Origin of the sequence: Cohnella baijiui, assembly GCF_020731285.1 — a bacterium.
Lineage (GTDB): Bacteria > Bacillota > Bacilli > Paenibacillales > Paenibacillaceae > Cohnella.
Map to the genome: position 1 here is coordinate 67,739 of NZ_JAJFOW010000028.1, position 20,496 is coordinate 88,234.

Annotated in this window: 16 protein-coding genes; 15 read left to right on the forward strand and 1 reads right to left on the reverse strand. The window is 62.7% G+C overall.

What is annotated here, in order from left to right; genetic code table 11:
* Nucleotides 1-14: 14 nt before the first annotated feature.
* From yihA to murC, 15 genes are all read left to right on the forward strand, one after another.
* Nucleotides 15-659, forward strand: coding sequence for a ribosome biogenesis GTP-binding protein YihA/YsxC (yihA, locus tag LKX83_RS21980; protein WP_227884936.1), 645 nt, complete (start codon nucleotides 15-17; stop codon nucleotides 657-659).
* Between the two features lie 154 nt (nucleotides 660-813).
* On the forward strand, nucleotides 814-1,404 hold the full coding sequence (locus tag LKX83_RS21985; protein WP_227884938.1) for a non-ribosomal peptide synthetase module: 591 nt from the start codon (nucleotides 814-816) through the stop codon (nucleotides 1,402-1,404).
* A gap of 274 nt (nucleotides 1,405-1,678) precedes the next feature.
* Entirely contained in the window at nucleotides 1,679-3,112 is a 1,434-nt protein-coding gene (locus LKX83_RS21990) for an ABC transporter substrate-binding protein (protein ID WP_227884940.1), read from the forward strand.
* Between the two features lie 254 nt (nucleotides 3,113-3,366).
* On the forward strand, nucleotides 3,367-3,765 hold the full coding sequence (gene speD / locus LKX83_RS21995) for an adenosylmethionine decarboxylase (RefSeq protein WP_227884943.1): 399 nt from the start codon (nucleotides 3,367-3,369) through the stop codon (nucleotides 3,763-3,765).
* 253 nt (nucleotides 3,766-4,018) lie between these two features.
* Nucleotides 4,019-5,422, forward strand: a complete 1,404-nt coding sequence (gene hemA / locus LKX83_RS22000; protein ID WP_227884945.1) for a glutamyl-tRNA reductase — start codon at nucleotides 4,019-4,021, stop codon at nucleotides 5,420-5,422.
* A 55-nt stretch (nucleotides 5,423-5,477) separates the two neighbouring features.
* The gene (gene ccsA, locus LKX83_RS22005) at nucleotides 5,478-6,299 is read left to right on the forward strand and encodes a cytochrome c biogenesis protein CcsA (RefSeq protein WP_227884946.1); all 822 of its coding nucleotides are present in this window, start codon (nucleotides 5,478-5,480) and stop codon (nucleotides 6,297-6,299) included.
* Between the two features lie 51 nt (nucleotides 6,300-6,350).
* Nucleotides 6,351-7,019, forward strand: coding sequence for a precorrin-2 dehydrogenase/sirohydrochlorin ferrochelatase family protein (locus tag LKX83_RS22010; RefSeq protein ID WP_227884948.1), 669 nt, complete (start codon nucleotides 6,351-6,353; stop codon nucleotides 7,017-7,019).
* A gap of 55 nt (nucleotides 7,020-7,074) precedes the next feature.
* Nucleotides 7,075-8,013 (forward strand): hydroxymethylbilane synthase, encoded by a 939-nt coding sequence (hemC, locus tag LKX83_RS22015; protein ID WP_227884950.1) that lies wholly within the window; start codon nucleotides 7,075-7,077, stop codon nucleotides 8,011-8,013.
* Nucleotides 8,014-8,016: 3 nt separating this feature from the next.
* Nucleotides 8,017-9,573 (forward strand): uroporphyrinogen-III C-methyltransferase, encoded by a 1,557-nt coding sequence (gene cobA, locus LKX83_RS22020; protein ID WP_227884952.1) that lies wholly within the window; start codon nucleotides 8,017-8,019, stop codon nucleotides 9,571-9,573.
* Nucleotides 9,574-9,759: 186 nt separating this feature from the next.
* A complete protein-coding gene (gene hemB, locus LKX83_RS22025; RefSeq protein WP_227884954.1) occupies nucleotides 9,760-10,746 on the forward strand; it encodes a porphobilinogen synthase in 987 nt (328 codons plus the stop codon).
* A 91-nt stretch (nucleotides 10,747-10,837) separates the two neighbouring features.
* On the forward strand, nucleotides 10,838-12,139 hold the full coding sequence (gene hemL / locus LKX83_RS22030) for a glutamate-1-semialdehyde 2,1-aminomutase (RefSeq protein WP_227884956.1): 1,302 nt from the start codon (nucleotides 10,838-10,840) through the stop codon (nucleotides 12,137-12,139).
* A gap of 177 nt (nucleotides 12,140-12,316) precedes the next feature.
* The gene (locus LKX83_RS22035; protein WP_227884959.1) at nucleotides 12,317-13,837 is read left to right on the forward strand and encodes a LysM peptidoglycan-binding domain-containing protein; all 1,521 of its coding nucleotides are present in this window, start codon (nucleotides 12,317-12,319) and stop codon (nucleotides 13,835-13,837) included.
* A 692-nt stretch (nucleotides 13,838-14,529) separates the two neighbouring features.
* On the forward strand, nucleotides 14,530-17,196 hold the full coding sequence (locus LKX83_RS22040) for a valine--tRNA ligase (RefSeq protein ID WP_227884961.1): 2,667 nt from the start codon (nucleotides 14,530-14,532) through the stop codon (nucleotides 17,194-17,196).
* Nucleotides 17,197-17,212: 16 nt separating this feature from the next.
* Nucleotides 17,213-18,610, forward strand: a complete 1,398-nt coding sequence (locus tag LKX83_RS22045; protein WP_227884963.1) for a bifunctional folylpolyglutamate synthase/dihydrofolate synthase — start codon at nucleotides 17,213-17,215, stop codon at nucleotides 18,608-18,610.
* Between the two features lie 55 nt (nucleotides 18,611-18,665).
* Nucleotides 18,666-20,006 (forward strand): UDP-N-acetylmuramate--L-alanine ligase, encoded by a 1,341-nt coding sequence (gene murC / locus LKX83_RS22050; RefSeq protein WP_370639112.1) that lies wholly within the window; start codon nucleotides 18,666-18,668, stop codon nucleotides 20,004-20,006.
* 141 nt (nucleotides 20,007-20,147) lie between these two features.
* Here murC and LKX83_RS22055 read toward each other — a convergent pair.
* On the reverse strand, nucleotides 20,148-20,496 hold a 349-nt coding region (locus LKX83_RS22055; protein WP_227884967.1), incomplete at its 5' end, for a hypothetical protein.

A 20,496-nucleotide genomic window follows, 5' to 3' on the forward strand; every position in this document is an offset into this window, starting at 1 on the left:
GAATAGGTGCTTTCATGAAAATCAAGTCCAGCGAATTCATCATCAGCGCCGTAGGACCCAAACAGTACCCCGTGGACGGCTTGCCGGAGATCGCTCTGGCAGGCCGTTCGAACGTGGGCAAGTCCTCGCTGATCAACCGCATGCTGCTGCGCCGCAACTTGGCCCGGACGAGCTCCCAACCCGGCAAGACGCAGCAGTTGAACTACTATAAAATCAACGAAGCGCTCTACTTCGTGGACGTGCCCGGGTACGGCTACGCCAAGGTGTCCAAGACCGAGCGCGAAGCCTGGGGCCGCATGATCGAGCAGTATTTGCGCGATCGGGAGCCCCTGCGCCTCGTCATCCTGCTCGTCGATCTCCGCCATCCGCCTACGGCGCTGGACGTCTCCATGTACGAATGGCTCTCCCATTACGAAATTCCGCTGTGCGTCGTCGGGACGAAGGCCGACAAGCTCTCGCGCAGCCAGTGGCCGAAGCACGGCAAAATCGCACGCGAAACGCTCGGCATGCCGAAGGGGCAGCCGCTCGTCCTGTTTTCATCCGAGACCGGAATGGGTAGAGATGAATTGTGGAGCATCATCGCGCAAACGGCAGATATTCCGCATGACTCCCCCTCGGAGCCGCAGAATGACCTGCGGGAAAGCGAGGATAACGGGTGATTTTCTGGGCGAATCCCGGGAGGAATCGATTTTTAAGCATTTTTCCTGAAAAATCGGGTTTCGGCCGGGAGGAAACGGATTCGGAATTATCGTATAATTAAGGTGAAGCAAGAAGTACTCACCTTTCGCAACAAAATGGAATTGAGGAGATTTTATGGCTCAACGGGTAGCCACGGAGTATGTGAACGCCAGTCTGACATTGACGGAAACCGAAATGCCGATCTTGTTCTCCATTTGCGAGACGCAGCAGCTTCGCCAGCAAGTATTCGTGCTGGACAACGGCAATCATGAGGTAGTCCTAGAAGACGACGTCGGCGGAGAGACGATCCGCCTAACCTTTGAGCGCTTTCGCGGCCGTTATGTATGCGCCTTGTCCTGCACGGTCGTTCAGCAGAAGCTGACCGACACGCTCCGCAAGCTGGTGGCCTCCTTCAAGGGGGACGCCGTCGTCAATCGGATTTATCCCGGCTTTACGATGGTTTATCACTATTTGCGCGGCAAGGTCGTCCGCATCGTCGAAATCAAAGGCGAGCACATCCGTACCGTCTTCGAGCACAAGGACGCGATCGGTCTCATGGAGACCCGCTTCAGGCTCTGCTCGGTCGAAGAGGAGATCGCCAACGTCAAGCAGGCCGTCAACGAACTGCTCGACCAGCGCAACGCCCAGAGCGACGCGGCGCGGATCGCGGAGATCGACGAACGCCTTGAGCATCACAGCCGTTTGTTATTCGCTCTCGAAGCCTAAATCTCATACGCGCGAAGCCTGCCGGGACACCCCCGGCAGGCTTTTTTTTTGTCATGCAGAATGTATAGTTTTACCCCTATCCATCCCTGTATGACCTCCGATAAAAACGTCTCGCCCTCTTCTGAGGACGGCGAAGCCGTTATTACTTGCTTATCAATCTTATCATTCTCTTATGTTTTCCTAAAATATGGATAAAAGGCATTTACGGGTCCGGGACGACCTCTTATATTGGGATCAGATGGAAAGGCGTTCAATTCTGATCGGGGGTATCCAAATGAAAAAGTCGCGCGCGGCTTTGTTGCTGCTGACTGCGCTCGCGCTGTCGCTGTCCGGCTGTACCGGCAAGTCGTCCAAGGAAGTACTGAAGCCGTTGGACGAGAAGGAAGAAGCCAAATTCAAAATCATGTTTTGGGACCAAAACTACTTCTTCCAGGAATACGGCAATTTGTTCCTCAGCAAGTTCCCGAACCTCGACATCGAAGTCGTGGACATGCAATCGATCTATAGCGCCGACAATTCGGACCCGGAGCATGCGTTGGAAAAGTTCGTGGACGAAAAGCAGCCGGATGTCCTCCTGCTGTCGCTGCATGATTACGAGAAGCTCGGAAAAGCCGGCAAGCTGTATCCGCTGGACCCGGTGATCAAGCAGGACGGCTTCGATATCGAAGGCATCCATCCCGCCGTGCTGAGCCTGCTTCGGGAAAAAGGCGACGGCAAGCTGCAGGGACTCAGCCCGACCTTTTCCAGCAAAGCGCTCTACTACAACGTCGATCTGTTTCAGAAATACGGCGTGGAGCCGCCGACCGACTCGATGACCTGGGAGGAGATTCTGGCGCTCGCCAAGCGCTTTCCGACCGGCGGATCGGACAAGGACCGCATTTACGGCTTGAATATGGATACGTATGAAACGCTCGAATCGCTCGTCTCCTCGATCGCGTCGACGGAGAAGCTGAAGCTTCTCGACGCGGACGCCAAGCAGGTGCTGATCGACGGTGATGCTTGGAAAAAGACGCTGCAGACGGCGGCGGACGGCGTAAAGTCCAAAACGATCCGCTTCGCGTCGGAGGAAGAACGCAACAAGATGCAGGGCGCGATTATGATGGACGATCTGTACAAGATGGACCTGTTCCTCACGGGCCGGGCGGCGATGATGGTGTCCTCGGGCTACGAGGCGCAAAAGCTGCGGTCCGCCAAGGAACGCATGAAGGATGTCAAGCCGGTCAACTGGGAAGCCGTCACGATGCCCGTCGACCCCGGCAACCGCAGTCAAGGCGGCACGGTCGACTTGTATAACATCTTCGCAGTCAACGCTAAGTCGACGAACCTGCGCGCGGCATGGGAGTTCGTCAAGTACGTAAATAGCGAGGAGAGCGCGAAGATCAAGAGCAAAAACGCCTACTCCGGCGATTTCCTCTCGCGGACGGCCTACAACAAAGATCCGGACGGCAAAAGCCTGGAGGCGTTCTTCAAGCTCGATCCCCAGCCTTCGACCACGATCTGGCCGGAGAAGACGCCGGGCGGCGGCCTTTATACCGATTATGTGAAAGCGGTGAACGAGCAGCTGGGTGCGGTCGCGGAAGGCAAAAAAACGCTGGACGAAGCCGCGTCGGCGATGAAGGAGCAGCTGACTCAGGCGCTCGTCGTTGCCCGCGAGGCGGACGCGAAAAAACAGGCGGAGCAAGCTTCCGCATCGCCTTCCGCCGAATAAACGAAGCCGATCGGCGGCCGCGAAATTCGCTATGCGAAGCGCGGCCGTTTGGTGCTTATTTTCGCCCGAAAAAAAGGGTTGCAATTCACCCGGATAGATGTTATTTTTATTTTCGTTGACAAGACAAATAGGAACCAGGATTCACTCAGGAATGGAATGCGATGGTCAGCAAATTCCCTCGAGAAGTGAATGACGTAGGTCCTAGCGGATGAAATCAGCTTCACATTTTATTCCTAGGAAGGGGGAACCGAACAGTGGAATACTCTACTTTCGGACGGCACGTAGCGGTTGATACTTGGGGAGTCGACTTTGACGTTCTCAACAACGCGGAACTTCTCCAATCGCACATGGTGGAAGCAGCCGAAGCTTGCGGTGCAACCGTACTCTCGGTTCAGGCCAAACAATTTGAGCCCCAAGGCGCAACGGTTCTCGTCATGCTGTCGGAGAGCCATCTCTCCATTCACACGTATCCTGAAAGAGGCTTTGCCGCTCTCGACTGCTATACCTGCGGGGAAACGGTAGATCCTCAACTCGCCATCGACTACATGGTGAGCGTACTCAAGCCTAAGAGCACCTACGCGAAGAAGTTGGTTCGCGGCGTAGGCGAAATGAAAATCGAAGAACCTACCATCAAACAAGCCGAACTGGTGTAAACGAACGCCGTTCTTGCTACAGTGCATGCCAGCCATGAGGCGCCGCCCTCATGGCTTTTTTAATTGCTTCGGCGTCTTTGGGAATATCGGGCATCGATGTCGCCAACAATAGGGAAATAGGGCGGCCCCGTTGTCGCAAAGTTTTCATAATCGAATCCCGGCCGAGCTGTCGAACTGTGCTATAATAACTGTTGACATGCAGGTCAGTCGTTTGACGCTGCGCACGGATTCCAGAAAAGGCAGGTGAAAGCCCGTGCATCTCATCGTAGTCGGCTTAAATTACCGTACGGCACCGGTCGAGGTCCGGGAACGCTTCGCCCTCTCGGAACAGGAACTGCCGCAGGCCTTGGACGCCTTGAAACGAACGACGGGCATTCTCGAATGCGTCATCGTTGCGACCTGTAACCGGACGGAGCTATATGCGGTCGTGGACCGCCATTCCTTGTGCGGGCATTATATCCGCGCGTTCATGGAGCAGTGGTTCAAGCTCCCGCGTGTGGAGTTCAACCGCCACTTGTACATGTACGAAGACGAACAGGCGACGCACCACCTGTTCCGCGTCGCGTGCGGCCTCGATTCGATGGTGATCGGCGAGACGCAAATTCTCGGCCAGGTCCGCGACGCGTTTTTCCTGGCGCGGGAACAAAAGGCGACGGGCACGCTGTTCAACCGGCTGTTCCAGCAGGCGATCACCGTGGCCAAGCGCGCGCACACCGAGACTTCGATCGGCGAGAGCGCCGTCTCGGTGAGCTACGCGGCCGTCGAGCTCGGCAAGCGCATCTTCGGCCGCTTCGACAACAAAAAGGTCATGATCGTCGGCGCCGGCAAGATGAGCGAGCTCACGGTCCGGCATTTGACGGCGAACGGCGCCAGGGAAGTGCTGGTCGTCAACCGGACGCTGGCGCGGGCCGAAGAGCTGGCCGGCAAAGTCGGCGGCATCGCCCTGACGATGGATCAAGCGTTGGAACGCCTGCACGAGGCCGACATCGTCATTAGCAGCACGGGAGCCCAGCGGTTCGTCCTGACGCGGGAGACCGTGGAGCGGGCGATGGCTCGCCGCAAGAAAAAGCCGCTCTTCCTCATCGATATCGCGGTGCCCCGCGATATCGAACCGGGATGCGGGGAACTGTCCAACGTGTACCTGTACGACATCGACGACCTGGAGGGCATCGTGGAGACGAACCTGGCCAAACGCCGGCAGGAAGCGGCGATCATCGAGCGGATGATCGCGGAGGAGCAGGAATCCTATCGCGTCTGGTACGCGACGCTGGGCGTCACGCCGCTGATCCGCGGTTTGCAGGACAAGGCGTCCGCCATTCACGAGGAGACGCTGGACAGCATGCTCCGCAAGCTTCCCGAGCTGGACGAACGGCAGATCAAAGTCATCCGCAAGCTTACGAAGAGCATGCTGAGCCAGATGATCCACGACCCGATCCTCCGGGTCAAAGAGCTGGCGGCCGACAAGAGAGGCGACGCCTCGATGAATCTATTCGTGCATTTGTTTGCTTTGGAAGACGAGGTTGCCCGTCTCAAGGCGGAGGCTAAAGCCGAGGAAAAGTCTCGGTCGGCATCCGCCGACGCGGAGGCAAAGCCTGCCGAGCGCCAGCCCGCGGAAGCGCCGTCGCTGCTGTCCCAGCTGGCCGGCGCGCTCCGTTGAGCCGGGCAGGCCGGCACCAAGCGCAAGGCGCGAGGCTGCGGGAGGCGGTGCCGCCATGTTGACGAACGATTGGCTGACGGATGCCGTATTGTATATTTACGCCCTGAGTCTGCTGTTTTTCGTCTCCGACGCCGCCTACGGCAATCGGAGCGGGAAACGGATCGGAACAGGGCTGCTTGTTTTCGTCTGGGTTTTGCAGACCGCCTTTTTGCTAGATTTGCTTATTCGCCGCTTTTCCGTCCCGGAAGTGACATTGCAGGAATACGCCTTTTTCGTGTCTTGGCTGCTCGTTTCCATTTCGCTAGTCATCCATATCATCATTCGGGCCGAGATGCTCGTTCTACTCGTCAACGTCGTCGGTTTCGCGGTGCTGGGCTTGAATTTGCTCGAGCGGCCGGGCAAGGAAATTCCGCTGGCGCCTTCCGAGGTGTCCCACCGGCTGCTCGTCGTTCACGTCAGCTTGATCATGGTTGCCTTCGCGCTGCTGACGGTCGCGGCCATCTGCGGCGGGATGTATCTGTTCCTCCACGGCCGGCTGAAGCGGAAAAAGTGGGGCAACGTCATGCGGCGCATGCCGAGCCTCGAGACGATGGACCGGTATGCTTACCGCAGCGGCTTGGTCGGCGTTCCGCTGCTGCTGCTGTCGCTCTCGACGGGCACCGCGGCGCTGCTGATCGAGGGGCATTACGGGAAGCTGCTGGACGAGAAGGTGCTGCTGTCGTTCGCCGCCGGCGCCCTTTACGTGACCGACCTGCTGCGGCGGTGGACGTCCGGCGAGGACGCGAATCGCGCGGCGCGCTGGAATCTGATCGGGTATGTCTTGCTGATCGCCGACTTCTTCGCGAATTCGCTCTCGTCCTTTCACCGCTGGATCTAGCTCGAGTTAGCGAATCTAGCGAATGATCGCATCGAAAGGAGGGAGACGGGGATGCCTCGTTATTATCCGGCCATGCTGCACCTGGAAGGCCGGCGCTGCGTCGTCTTCGGCGGCGGGGCGGTCGCCGAGCGCAAGGCGGCGGGCCTCCTCGAAGCCGGCGCCGCCGTAACGGTCGTCAGCCCGTCGCTGACGGCGCGGCTTGGCGCCTGGGCGACGGACGGGACGATCGCGGCCGTCCGCCGGGAAGGCGAGCCGGCCGATCTGGAAGGCGCGGCGCTGGCGTTCGCGGCGACCGATCGGCCGGAGGCGAACGGCCGCCTCGCGGAGGCGGCGCGGGCGCGGGGCGTTCCGATCGCGGTGGCGGACGACGGCGAAGCCGGCGACTTCGTCGCGCCGGCCGTCGTCCGGCGCGGCGGTCTCCTCTTCGCCGTGAGCGCGTCGGGCGCCGGCCCCGCCTTTGCCGCGCGGCTCGCGCGGGAGCTCGCGGACCGCTACGGTCCCGAGTACGGGGCGCTCGCCGCGACGCTCCGGCGCATCCGCGCCGAGGTGCGCGGCGCCGTCGCCGATCCCGCCGCTCGCAGACGTCTCCTGCGCGTCGCCGTCGAGGACGAGGCGCTGGCCGAATGGCGGCGCCTCGGTCCGGATACCGACGGCGCGGTCCTGCTGGCGCGGCTCCGCGTTTTGGCAGCCGATGCAGCCGAAACGGGCGGGGAGTCTTGAAGCCTTTTATCATCGAACCCTATCATCATCCCAACGAACCGGGAGGAAGCCAGTCATGCGAACCATTATCGTCGGTACGCGTCAGAGCGCGCTCGCGCTGACGCAGACGGGCCAGACCATCGATCGCCTGCGTCAGCTCTGCGAGGAATCGGGACTGCCCTATACGTTTGAAGTGAAGCCGATCGTTACGCGCGGGGATCGCATCCTCGACGTCACGCTCTCCAAAGTCGGAGGCAAAGGCCTCTTCGTCAAAGAGATCGAGCAGGCGCTGCTGGACGGAGAGATCGACTTCGCCGTCCACAGCATGAAGGACATGCCCTTCGAGCTGCCCGAGGGACTCACGATCGGATCGATCCCGGTTCGCGAAGACCCGCGCGACTGTCTGATCAATCTGCACGGTTATACGTTCACCGATCTGCCGCCGGGTGCCCGCATCGGCACGAGCAGCCTGCGCCGGGGCGCGCAGCTGCAAGCCCGTCGTCCCGATCTGCGCATCGAGTCGCTGCGCGGCAACATCGACACGCGGCTGCGCAAGCTGGAGACCGAAGGGCTCGACGCCATCCTGCTGGCCGCGGCCGGTCTCCACCGCATGGGCTGGGCCGACCGGATCACCGCCTACATCGATCCCGAGGATTGCCTCCCGGCCGTCGGCCAAGGGGCGCTCGCCGTCGAGTGCCGCGCGGACGACGAGCAGGTGATGTCGCTGCTCGGACGGTTGAACGACGTTCGCACCGAGCGCGCCGTGCGGGCGGAGCGCCGCTTCCTCGGCCTGCTGAACGGCGGCTGCCAGGTGCCGATCGGAGCCTACGCGGAAGCGGACTCGGACGCGCCGGACAGCGAAGTGACGCTGACCGGCATGGTCGCGTCACCTGACGGCGGCCGCCTTCTGCGGGCGAGCGCCAAGGGGACGGATCCGGAGCGCGTCGGGTCGGAGGTCGCCGAAGCGCTGCTCGCCCAAGGGGCCGACGCGATCCTGGAGGAAGCGAGGGAGTAGGTCATGGCCAAAGGCAAAGTGTATCTGGTCGGCGCCGGTCCCGGGGATCCGAAGCTGATCACGGTTCGCGGATTGGCCGCGCTGCAGCGCGCGGACGTCGTCGTTTACGACCGGCTGGCCGGTCCGCAGCTGCTTCAGCAGCTGGGGCCGGAGACGGAGCGGATCTACGTGGGCAAGCGCCCCGACCGCCATACGATGAAGCAGGAGGAGATCAACCAACTGCTCGTCGATCTGGCGCTGCAGGGCAAAACGGTCTGCCGGCTGAAGGGCGGCGATCCGACCGTCTTCGGCCGGGTCGGCGAAGAAGCGGAGCTGCTGCGGCGGCACGGCATCGAGTTCGACATCGTGCCGGGCATCACGTCCGCCATCGCCGTGCCCGCCTACGCGGGCATCCCCGTGACGCACCGAGACTGGGCCTCTTCCTTTTCCATCATTACCGGGCACGAGAGCCCGGACAAGCTCGACCGGATGATCCATTGGGACAAAGTGACGAACGCGACGGGGACGCTGCTTTTCCTCATGGGCGTCGCCAAGATCGGCTACATCAGCGAGCAGCTGATGAAGCACGGTCGGCCGGCGGACACGCCGGTCGCCCTCGTCCGCTGGGGGACGCGCGCGGAGCAGGCGACACTCGTCGGCACGCTCGGCGATATCGCGGCAAAGGTGGCGGAGGCGGGCTTCGAACCGCCCGCCGTCATCGTCGTCGGCGACGTCGTTCGCCAGCGCGAGTCGCTGCGGTGGATGGAGACCAAGCCGCTGTTCGGGTGGCGGGTGCTCGTCACCCGGGCGCGCGCGCAGGCGAGCGAGCTGTCGGAACGCATCGACGAGCTCGGCGGAGAGCCTTACGAGTTTCCCGTCATCGAGACGCGCCTCCAGACCGAGCCGGGGGCGGTGCGCAAGATCGAGGAAGCGTTGGCCGAGGCGGACGCCTACGACTGGGTCATGCTGACGAGCCCGAACGGGGTGGAAGCTTTTTTCGCGTGGCTCGTCCGGACCGGCATCGACATCCGCCGGTTCCACCGCGCGCGCTTTGCCGCGGTCGGGCCGAAGACGGCCGAGGCGCTGCAAGCGCGCGGCGTGCTCGCGGAGCCGCTGCCGGAGAAATTCGTGGCCGAAGGCCTGCTCGAACGGGTCGCCGCGTCGCTGCGGCCCGGGCAGCGGGCGCTGCTGCCGCGAGGCGATCTCGCCAGGGAGGTGCTCCCTCGGGAGCTCGAGGCGCGCGGGGTGGAAGCCGTGGAGCTGGACGTCTACGAGACGCGGATGAACGTTCCGCAGGATGACGGACGTCTGCTCGAGATGCTGCGCGCCGGGGAAATCCACGTCGTCACGTTTACGAGCTCGTCCACGGTGACGAACTTGCTCGAGGCGCTGCACTTGCTAGGCGAGCCTTTGCCCGCCGAGCTGCTGCGCGACGTGATTGTGGCGTGCATCGGCCCGATCACGGCCCGCACGGCGGCCGAGCACGGCCTTCGCGTCGATATCGAGGCGTCGTCTTCGACAATCGGCGGGCTGGTGGAGGCGCTGCAGGATTACCGCCGCAAGCCGTCCGGCGCGGGCTGAACCCGGCCGCCGAACCGGCCGCCAAAATGGCCGCCGAACCGGCCGCCAAAATGGCCGCTGAACCCGGTAGTCGTATCCGGCCGCCGAACCAGGCGACCGAGCGCTCGAACATCGCACTTGGCACCTGGGCGCGAGCGAAACGCCGTTCGTGCCGGAAGCGGTTTGACTTCGAAAGGAGAGAACGTCATGACCTATCCCATTACGCGGCATCGCCGCTTGCGCCGTACGCCGGCGCTGCGCAACCTGGTGAGAGAAACCTACCTGCACCCGCACGACTTCGTCTATCCGTTGTTCGTCGTCCCGGGCGAAGGCGTGAAGCAGGAGATCCCCTCCATGCCCGGCGTGTACCATTATTCGGTGGACCGTCTGGAGGAGGAAGTGCGTGAAATACAATCGCTAGGCATTCAGGCCGTGCTGTTGTTCGGCATTCCCGAGCACAAGGACCCGATCGGAACGTCCGCCTACGAGACCGACGGCATCGTGCAGCAGGCGACGCGCCTGATCAAGGCGCTGGCGCCGGAGCTTGTCGTCGTGGCGGATACGTGCCTTTGCGAGTTTACGGACCACGGCCACTGCGGCGTCGTTCACGGCTCGGGTGCGACAGCGGTCGTCGACAACGACGAATCGCTCGCGCTGCTCGTGCGGACGGCCGTATCCCAAGCCGCCGCGGGCGCCGATATCATCGCGCCTTCGAACATGATGGACGGCTTCGTCGCCGCCATTCGCCAAGGGCTGGACGAAGCCGGCTTCGAGGACATCCCGATCATGTCCTACGCGGTGAAATATTCGTCCGCGTATTACGGCCCGTTCCGCGAAGCCGCCCAGTCGGCGCCGCAGTTCGGCGACCGCAAGACGTACCAGATGGATCCGGCGAACGTGCGCGAGGCGCTGCGCGAAGCGGCGTCAGACGTAGCGGAAGGTGCGGACATGCTGATGGTCAAACCGGGCCTCGCGTACCTGGATGTCGTCCGGGTCGTGAAGGAGCGGTTCGATCTGCCGCTCGTCGTCTACAACGTCAGCGCGGAGTACTCGATGGTCAAGGCGGCATCGCTCCAAGGATGGATCGACGAGCGGGCGATTGTGCTCGAGACGCTGACCGGCATGAAGCGCGCCGGCGCCGATCTCATCATTACTTACCATGCCAAGGACGCCGTCCGCTGGTTGAACGGCTGACCGGTCCGACTTCACCCGAGAATGCGCGAAGCGGATTTCGCATTTTTGCAACGCCAGTTAGACCAATTCCGATAGTGGGAGTGTGCCGATCATGACCGAAATCGTCCGAAAACGCTCGGATTCCCGTTCCAAAGCGGCCTTCGAGCGGGCCAAAAAATCGATCCCGGGCGGCGTCAACAGCCCCGTCCGCGCCTTCAAGTCGGTCGGCCTCACGCCGGTCGTCATCGATCGCGGGCAGGGCAGTCGCATCACGGACATCGACGGGCAAACTTACATCGACTACGTCTTGTCGTGGGGACCGCTGATCGCGGGCCACGCGCATCCGGAAGTCGTCGAGGCGATCAAGCTCGCGGCGGAAAAGGGCACGAGCTTCGGCGCGCCGACGGAGATCGAGACGGAGATGGCCGAGCTCGTTTGCGCGCGCGTGCCGTCGATCGAGGTCGTGCGGATGGTGAACTCCGGCACCGAAGCGACGATGAGCGCCATCCGGCTTGCGCGGGGCTTCACCGGGCGGAGCAAGATTCTGAAGTTCGAAGGCTCCTACCACGGCCATGCGGACAGCCTGCTGATCAAAGCCGGCTCCGGCGTGGCGACGCTCGGCTTGCCCGACAGCCCGGGCGTGCCGGAGAGCACGGCTTCCCATACGATCGCGGTGCCTTACAACGATCTCGAGTCCGTCAAGCTCGCCTTCGAGCGTTTCGGCGAAGAGATCGCGGCGGTTATCGTTGAGCCGATCGCGGGCAACATGGGCGTCGTCCCGCCGCTGCCGGGCTTCCTCGCCGGCCTTCGGGAGATCACGTCCAAAGCCGGCAGCCTGCTCATTTTTGACGAAGTGATGACGGGCTTTCGCGTCCATCTGAACTGCGCCCAGGGGCTTTACGGCATCACGCCGGATTTGACCTGCCTCGGCAAGGTGATCGGCGGCGGCTTGCCGGTCGGCGCCTACGGTGGCCGCCGGGAGATCATGGACCGCGTGGCGCCCGTCGGGCCGATCTACCAAGCCGGTACGCTGTCCGGCAACCCGCTCGCCATGGCGGCGGGCTACGCGACGCTGAAGCTGTTGGACGAAGCCGCGTACCGCGGGCTGGAGAAGCTGGCCGTTCGCCTGCAGGCCGGCCTTGAGCGCAACGCGCGCGAAAATGGCGTCGCGATGACCGTAAACCGGGTCGGATCCATGGTATGCCCGTTTTACACCGACAAGCAGGTCATCAATTTCGAGACGGCTCGCACTTCCAACACGGAGCGTTTCGGCGTCGTCTTCGGGCGCATGCTGGACGGCGGCGTGAACCTGCCCCCTTCGCAGTTCGAAGGCTGGTTCCTCTCGACGGCCCATACCGAAGCGGACATCGACAAGACGATCGAAACGCATCGGGTCGCCCTGCAGAAGCTTTAAAGCTACCTATCGTTTTCCCCACAGCCCCTTCACCGTGCCATGCCGCGGCAAAGGGGCTGTTTGGGCTTCGCGATTCCATAGGCATGCCCGCCTTCCTGCGGCATATAGATAAATAGGGAGTAAAGCCTGCCCTCCTAGCCAGCGGAGGGCGTCTACGCCGAAAGGAGGACGTGAATCGTGACGGAATCGTTAAACGGTCTGCGATTCGATATTTACGAGAGAGTGCATCTGCCAGACGACGTGGCGGCGATCGAGGAGCTCGAGGAGATCGAGCTCGTCCCTCATATGCAGGCGCTGCCCCAGGACGACCAAGTGCTGCTGCGGGGGCATCTGCTGCTGACGGGCGCCTACAAGTCCGAGGAGGATCCAGCATCGGTCCGGCAGCTCGAGCATTGGATCCCCGTCGAGATCTCGCTCCCGCAAAACCGGGTGGAGCGGATCGAGGATCTGGCGATCGAGATCGACAACTTCGACGTCGATCTGCTGTCCACGCGTACGCTGAACGTGACCGGCGTGCTGGCGCTGCGGGGCTTGCAGGTCGCCTCGCCCCAGGTACCCGTCTGGCAGGAGGACGGCTTCACGGTCGTGCACCAGGCGCCGTTCGCCGAGCCGGAGCCGCAGCAGGGGGCACCGTCCGCCGCGCCGTATTATCAGCAGCAGCCGGGACCCGTCTATCACCCGCCGTCGTATTTCGGCATCGATCCGACCCGCCAGGCGGCCGAGCCACCGCGCGAAACCGCCGAGGCGCCGATCGTCTGGTACGACCAGCAGCGAGTCGATTCGCAGCTGCAGGTTGAGGCGCAGGCTCGCGCAGATGCGCAGGCTCGTGCAGAGGCCGAGGCGAGAGCGGTGGCCGAAGCGGAAGCGTGGGCGGAGGCGGAAACGCGCGCGGCGCAGGCCCGGGCCGAGGCCGAGGCGCGTGCGAGGGCGGAAGAGGAGGAACGTGCGAGGGCGGAAGAGGAGGAGCGGGCGCGGGCGGAAGCGGAAGCCCGGGCGAGGGCCGAAGCGGAGGAAGAGGCGTACGCCTACGCGCAAGCCGAGCAGGTACGTCTTGCCCGGCTCGCCGCCGAGCGCGAGCGCCAGGCCGCCTACGACGCGCTGCCGGACGCAGACGAGGACTCGGCTGCCTCGCCCGCTTATGCGGGATACCGCGAGCGCACCGCAGACGAGGTGGAGCAGGCGATCAAGGACGCCGATGCGGGCCTGGGGGACGCTCCGACCGTTTACGAGGTCGAAGTGCCGCTGGAAGCGCCAGGCGTGCCGTCCGATGCGGTTGCTACGCTCGCCGCGGAACCGCCGCGGGACGAGAAGCCCGAGATGAAGGTTGCGCTGAACGGCAAATCCGCCGAATCGCAGGCGGCTGGGACTGCTTCGTCCTTCGGCGTGGGCCTGCTGTCGCAGCTCGGCGACAAGGGTGCCCGGCGCCAGGCCGAGCAGCGTGCGGCGGAGGAAGAGCAGGGGGATGGCGTCGAGGCCAAGGATGCCGACTCCTCCGGAGACGAGCTGGAGTGGACGCGGCTATTTCTCGCCAAGGATCCGGCCCAGTCGTTCCGCAAGGTGAGGCTGTGCATCGTGCAGCGGGAGGATACGCTGGACGCGATCGCGAGCCGGTACAACGTGCAGTCCCGCGAGCTCCAGCTGTACAACCGGATGAGCGACGCGCATGTGGCCGAAGGCCAGGTCATCTATATTCCGTAAGGGCGGAACGCCGAACGGGACCGCAACTCCGTTGATCAGACGGGGCTGCGGTTCCTTTTTATTGTGGCCGGAACGAAGCGCGGGGCGGGGGACTTGCGCCGGGATCTGCTTGGTCGAAGGGAGTCCTGGACTCCTACATCGACGCCAGAACGGCGGATTCGGCGAAAGAGGGAGTCCTGGACTCCTACATCGGCGGCGGAACGGCGGATTCGCCAAAAGAGGGAGTCCTGTGCCCCCGCGCCGATGAAAGTCATCGGCTGACGGCGAAGCCGAAGTCGGCCGCTCCGGACTTCCGAAGCCTTTTCGCCTGCACCTCCAGTCTGCCGCTTTGGAGCGCTGACGCGGCAACGGGGGTCATATTGACTGCACTTGGCTGGACGGGTATGATAGGGGAATAAAGACATGGATAGGGAATAGTACGCAGTTCAGCCCTTCAGAGAGCGGGACCGCTGCCATGCGCAGCGCTGAGAGGTTCCGCAGGTCGCCGCCTGCCGAAGTCGCCCTGGAGTCTCCCGTTTGAACCGACGGACAGAACGGGACGGCCGCAGCCGTTATCCTGCGCTGAAGAGCCGAGCGGCCTAATGGACCGAGCGGAATGAAGGTGGTACCACGGAAGCGAACCTTTCGTCCTTTGCGACGGGAGGTTTTTGTGTTTTCAGAAGCCAATGTCCCTTTGGAGGTTGTATCCGAACATGAGCGAAATCGAGCAACGCGGCTCTCTCGAGCTGCCCACTACGTACGATCCGACGAACGCCGAGCGGAAATGGTACGACGCCTGGCTGCAAGGCGGCTACTTCCGGGCCGGACAACGTCCGGAAGCCAAGCCGTATACGATCGTCATCCCGCCGCCGAACGTGACGGGCAAGCTGCATATCGGCCACGCGCTGGACCTGACGCTGCAAGATATCCTGATCCGCTTCAAGCGGATGCAGGGCTTTGACGCGTTGTGGGTGCCCGGAACCGACCATGCCGGCATCGCGACCCAGGCGAAAGTCGAGGCCAAGCTGCGCGAGGAAGGCGTCACCCGCTACGACCTCGGCCGCGAGGCGTTCCTGGAACGCGTCTGGGCGTGGAAAGAAGAGTACGCCGGGTCGATCCGCAGTCAATGGGCGAAAATGGGGCTTAGCTTGGACTACTCTCGGGAGCGGTTTACGCTGGACGAAGGGCTGTCCAAAGCGGTCCGCGAGGTGTTCGTGCGCCTTTACGACAAGGGCCTGATCTACCGCGGCAAGCGCATCATTAACTGGGATCCGGCCGCCCGCACGGCGCTCTCCGACATCGAAGTCGAATACAAGGAAGTAAACGGTCATCTCTATCATCTGCGCTATCCGCTCGCGGACGGCAGCGGCCACTTGACGGTCGCGACGACCCGTCCCGAGACGATGCTGGGCGACACGGCGGTCGCCGTGCATCCGGAAGACGAGCGCTACCGGCACCTGATCGGCAAGACGCTGCGCCTCCCGATCGTGAACCGGGACATTCCGATCGTCGGCGACGAATACGTCGACAAGGAGTTCGGAAGCGGCGCGGTCAAGATCACGCCGGCGCACGATCCGAACGACTTCGAAGTCGGCGGCCGCCACGACCTGCCGCAGATCATCGTCATGGACGAGAGCGGCAAGATGAACGAGAACGCCGGTCCGTACCAGGGCATGGACCGGACCGAATGCCGCAAGGCAATCGTCAAGGATCTGCAGGAGCAAGGCGTTTGCGTACGTATCGAGGACCACGTCCATCAAGTCGGTCACAGCGAGCGTTCGGGCGCCGTCGTCGAGCCGTACCTGTCGACCCAATGGTTCGTCGCCATGAAGCCGCTCGCCGAAGCGTCGATCGAAGCGCAAAAGGCGGGCAAGGGCGCGAACTTCGTGCCGGATCGTTTCGAGCGGACGTACCTGCACTGGATGGAAAACGTGCGCGACTGGTGTATCTCCCGGCAGCTCTGGTGGGGCCATCGCATCCCCGCCTGGTACAACGACGCGACCGGCGAAATCTTCGTAGGCGCGGAGGCGCCGGCGGGGGCGGATGAGCCGAATTCGCCGTGGCGCCAGGACGAGGACGTGCTCGATACGTGGTTCAGCTCCGCGCTGTGGCCGTTTTCGACGTTGGGCTGGCCGGAGGAGACCGAGGATCTGAAGCGGTACTACCCGACCGCCGTGCTCGTTACGGGCTACGACATCATCCCGTTCTGGGTGTCGCGGATGATCTTCACCGCGCTCGAGTTCACGGGCATCGCGCCGTTCAAGGACGTGCTCATCCACGGTCTCGTGCGCGACGCCGAAGGCCGCAAGATGTCCAAGTCGCTCGGCAACGGTGTCGATCCGTTCGAGGTCATCGAGAAATACGGCGCCGACGCGATGCGCTACATGCTGTCCACCGGCAACACGCCGGGGCAGGATCTGCGTTTCCGCTGGGAAAAGGTCGAGCAGGCTCGCAACTTCGCGAACAAGATCTGGAACGCGTCCCGCTTCGCGCTCATGAATCTCGAAGGCTTCGCGGCTTCGGACATCGACCTGTCCGGATCGCTGTCGACGGCGGACCGCTGGATTTTGCACCGGTTCCACGAGACGGCGCGCGACGTGACCCGCCTGATGGAGACGTACGAGTTCGGCGAAACCGGAAGGCTGCTCTACAACTTCATTTGGGACGATTTGTGCGACTGGTACATCGAATTCGCCAAGCTGACGCTGTACGGCAGCGACGCGGCCGCCAAGCGCAGCACGCAGTCCGTCATCGCATACGTGCTCGACCGGACGATGCGGCTGCTGCATCCGTTCATGCCTTACCTGTCCGAGGAAATTTGGCAGCATCTGCCGCACGAGCAGGGCGAGACGATCACGCTGGCCGCGTGGCCGGTTTACGACGCCAAGTTCGAAGCGCAGGACGCCGTCGCCGAGATGGGCCTGCTGATGGACGCGATCCGAGCGGTGCGCAACGTCCGCGCCGAAGTGGGCGTCACGCCGGGCAAGAAGATCGAAATGCTGGCGAAGCCGACGACCGCGGCTTCGGAGAGTATCCTGCGCCGGAACGAGGAGTATTTGCGCCGCTTCTGCAATACGTCCCAGCTGACGCTCGATGCGGCGCTCACGCCGCCCGACAAGGCGATGACGGCGATCGTGACGGGACTCGAAATCTATCTGCCGCTCGCCGGTCTGATCGATATCGGCCAAGAGATCGCCCGCCTCGAAAAGGAGCTGGCGACGCTGAACCAAGAAGTGGAGCGCGTGGAGAAGAAGCTGGCGAACGAAGGCTATATCGCCAAAGCGCCGGCCCACGTCGTAGAACAAGAACGCGCCAAAGGCCAGGACTACCGAGACAAGCGCGACAAAGTGCTCGCCCGGATCGCCGAGCTGCGCGGTTGATGGAGGCGTAGGAAACATGACAGCAGAAGAACGGACGGGCGCCATCGACGCCGAACCCGCATTCCGCACGCCCGCGGAAGCGATCGCCTGGATCACGGGTCTCATGCCGACCGTCGGCATCAGGCCCGGTCTGGAGCGGATGCAGCTCTTGCTAGAGCAGCTCGGGAATCCGCACCGCAGGCTGAAATTCATCCATGTCGCCGGCACGAACGGCAAAGGCTCGGTCTGCGCCTTTCTGACGAGCGTGCTGCGGCAAAGCGGGTATGATGTAGGGACGTTCACTTCTCCCTACATCACGTCTTACACCAATCGGTTCCAATACAACGGCGAAGACATTCCCGAGGACGTCCTCCTTCGGCTGGTCAACCGGCTGAAGTCGTATGCCGACCGGATGGCGGAATCCGAGTGGGGACCGCTCACCATGTTCGAGCTGACGACGGCGCTCGCGATTCTGTATTTCGGCACCGTCTGTTTCCCGGACTACGTCGTCTGGGAAACGGGGCTCGGCGGGCGCCTCGACGTGACCAACGTCGTGACGCCGGTCATCAGCGTCATCACGAACGTCGGTCACGACCATATGGACTTGCTCGGCCCGACGCTCGCCGATATCGCGCGGGAGAAGGCGGGGATCATCAAACCGGGCGTGCCGGTCGTTTCGGCGGTGGCGCAGCCCGAGGCGGTCGCGGTCATCCGCGAAACGGCCGCCGCGCGCCAGTCGACCCTGTATCTGATCGGCGAGCAGTTTTCCTACGAGACGTCGGGAACGGCGGAGGATGAGCAGCGTTTCGATTTCGCGGGCTTGTTCCGCCGTCTCGACGATTTGACCATCGGCTTAAACGGCGCCCATCAGCAGGCGAACGCGGCGACCGCCGTTATGGCGATCGACGTCCTGCGCACGTATTACGCGCTCCTCGTAGACGAGGAGGATCTTCGCCGGGGACTTCGCGAGACGGCCTGGCCGGGACGGCTCGAGATGGTGTCCCGGGAGCCGCGTATCCTGCTCGACGGGGCGCACAACCCCGAAGGGATGGAGGCGCTCGCGGACGCGCTCCGCGACGTCTACGCGTACGACACGTTGAACGTCATGATCGCCATGATGCCGAACAAGAATCACGAACAATCGTTGCGGCATATACTACCAATGGTGAATACGCTCGTCATTACCGAGCCTGATTTCCATAAAAAAATGATCGCCTCCGAATTGGCGGAGGTCGCGGAGCGTCTGCGGCCGGAGCTGGGAGGACCGAAACGGATCGTCGTAGAGCCGGATTGGCGGAAAGGACTGGATGCGCTTCAAGCGTCCGCGGCCGGCGGCTCCGGCCGGACGCTGGCGGTGGTCACCGGCACTTTGTACCTCATCGCCGATGTCCGATCTTGGCTGCTCCATCAAACGAAATCTGAAAAAGGCTGGTGAAGCGTCGTTGGCAACGGCTGAGCACGTACATTTTATCGGAATCGGCGGTTATGGGATGAGTGCCATTGCCAGGGTCATGCTGGAAATGGGTTATCGGGTGACCGGGTCGGATGTGGCCCGCCAGGAGTTGACGGATAAGCTGGCGGCCAAAGGCGCGCAAATCTATATCGGCCACCAGGCCGAAAACGTGAGAGGCGCCAATCTGGTCGTCTACTCGACGGCGCTGTCCAAGGACAACGTGGAGCGCCGGGAGGCCGAGAGCCTGCAAATTCCGACGCTGCACCGCGCGCAGATGCTCGCCCGCCTGCTGAACAGCCGCACGGGCATCGCCGTCGCCGGCGCGCACGGGAAGACGACGACTTCGTCGATGATCGCCCTTGTCATGGAGACGACCGGTCTCGATCCGACCTACATCATCGGCGGAGAGATCGTCAACGTCGGCACGAACGCCAAAGCCGGCAAAGGCGAATTCGTCGTCGCCGAAGCGGACGAGAGCGACGGCTCGTTCCTGCAGTACGAGCCGGCGGTCGCGGTCGTCACGAACATCGAGGCCGATCACCTCGAAAACTACGACGGAGACTTCGGCAAGCTGAAGGCGGCTTACGTGAAGTTTCTGCAGCACGTCCGTCCGGACGGACGTGCGGTCGTCTGCGCCGACGACGAGAACGTCCGCGAGATTTTGCCGCAGGTCGGCGAGGGCACGAACGTCATTACGTTCGGCTTGAATCACCCGGCGACCTACACGGCCGCCGAAGTCGAGCTGGGCGACCGCCAAGCGTCGTTCGCCGTCGTCAAGGACGGGCAATCCCTCGGCGTCATCCGGCTGTCCGTGCCGGGCCGCCACAACGTTTACAACGCGCTGGCGACGGTCGCCGTCTGCCTGGAGGCAGGCGTCCCGTTCGGGCGGATCGCCGAGGCGATCGTGGCGTTCCGCGGTGCCAAGCGCCGGTTTCAGGTGCTTGGCGAAGTGAAGGACATGCTGGTCATCGACGACTACGCGCATCATCCGACGGAAATTCAAGCGACGATCCAGGCTGCCAAAGCGACCGGCAAACGGATCATCGCCGTCTTCCAGCCGCAGCGCTACACGCGGACGTACTTCCTGCTAGACGCGTTTAGCCGGGCGTTCGCGGACGCGGACGAGGTGATCATTACCGACATCTACTCGCCCGCGGGCGAGCAGCGGATCGAAGGCGTCACCTCGCAGCGTTTGGTGGAGCTGATCGAGAAGAACAGCAATCCGAACGTCGCGTACGTGCCCACTAAAGAAGAAGTACGGGATCTGCTCGCCTCCCGCGTCTCCCCCGGCGACCTCGTCCTCACGATGGGGGCCGGCGACATCTGGAAAGCGGGCGACGAGCTCGCCAAGCTGCTGCGGGAGCGCGAAGGCGTCTAATTTTGCCCGAGTAGTCCGCTAGCCGCTCCGAACACGCGAAATGCAAATATGACGTCCGACCCGATAGAGGGTCGGGCGTTTTTTTGCGGGATCGGCGTTCTCGCGAAGGGCTCGCGGCCGGGTTAAAAGAGTGTAAGCAGACTACTCCACTTTCGGCGATCGTGCGGGGAATCGGCCAATGTGCGTATGTAAACTACCTACATTCGGCGATCGTGCGGGGAACCATTCAAAGAGCGTATGTAAACTACCTACATTCGGCGATCGTGCGGGGAATCGGCCAATGTGCGTATGTAAACTACCTACATTCGGCGATCGAGCGGGGAATCGGCCAATGTGCGTATGTAAACTACCTACATTCGGCGTTCGTACTGGGAACCGTTCAAAGTGCGTATGTAAACTACCTACATTCGGCGTTCGCACGGGGAATCGGTCAATGTGCGTATGTAAACTACCTACATTCGGCGTTCGTACTGGGAACCGTTCAAAGTGC